Annotated in this window: 1 pseudogene; it reads right to left on the reverse strand. The window is 79.3% G+C overall.

Going from position 1 to position 744, the window contains the following annotated elements:
- Positions 1 to 744: pseudogene (locus ABD308_RS04590) on the reverse strand (hypothetical protein); the annotation flags it as partial.

Raw genomic sequence — 744 nt, forward strand, 5'->3', positions numbered from 1 at the left:
AGGGCGGCGGCCTCGGCGGTCGCGCCGCGGGTGCGCAGGGCGCGGACCAGGAGGAGGGCGGCGTCCCAGGTGAGGCCGGAGTCACCGGCGGCGCTCAGGGCGGCGCGGGCCGCCTCCTCCGCGGCGGCCGGGTCGCCGAGGCGCAGATGGGCCTCGCCCAGTTCGGTCAGGACGTCGGTGAGGTCCTCGGCGCTGTCGGGGGCGGGGTGCTGTTCGAGGAGGGCGCGGGCGGTGGCGAGGTGGTCGGCGGCCTCGCGGTGGCGGCCGACCGCGCGGATCTGGTCGACGTAGCCGCGCAGCACGGCGACGGCCTCCGCGGTGTGCGCCGGGTCGGGAGCGTCGTCGAGCACGGTCCGGGCCTCGGTGAGGATGTCCCGCAGCAGGCCGGTCTCGGCCTCGGTGTCGCTGTAGGGATGGCGCCACATCGCCTGGACGAGCGCGCTGAGCCGGTCGGCCCGCCGTCCGGCGGCGGCGAAGCCGCGGGAGGCGGCGAGGTAGCGGGCGGCCGACTCCTCGCCGTGGCCGAGCAGGCCACCGAGGTGCACCTCCAGCTCGGGGCGGGCCGGCAGCGAGGCGGGGCGGTCGGCGTCGTCGGTGTCGTCCAGGAGCTGGCGCACCCGCTCGGCGGCGTCGCCGCGCGCGCCGTGCTCCTGCCCGATGCGCGCCAACAGCCAGCGGCAGGCGGCCGCCTCCCCGGGCGTGCCGTGCCGGTCGAACTCGCGCACGGCCTCCTCGGCGGCCTCC

This window comes from Kitasatospora putterlickiae, from assembly GCF_039527695.1.
Classification (GTDB): Bacteria; Actinomycetota; Actinomycetes; order Streptomycetales; family Streptomycetaceae; genus Kitasatospora; species Kitasatospora putterlickiae.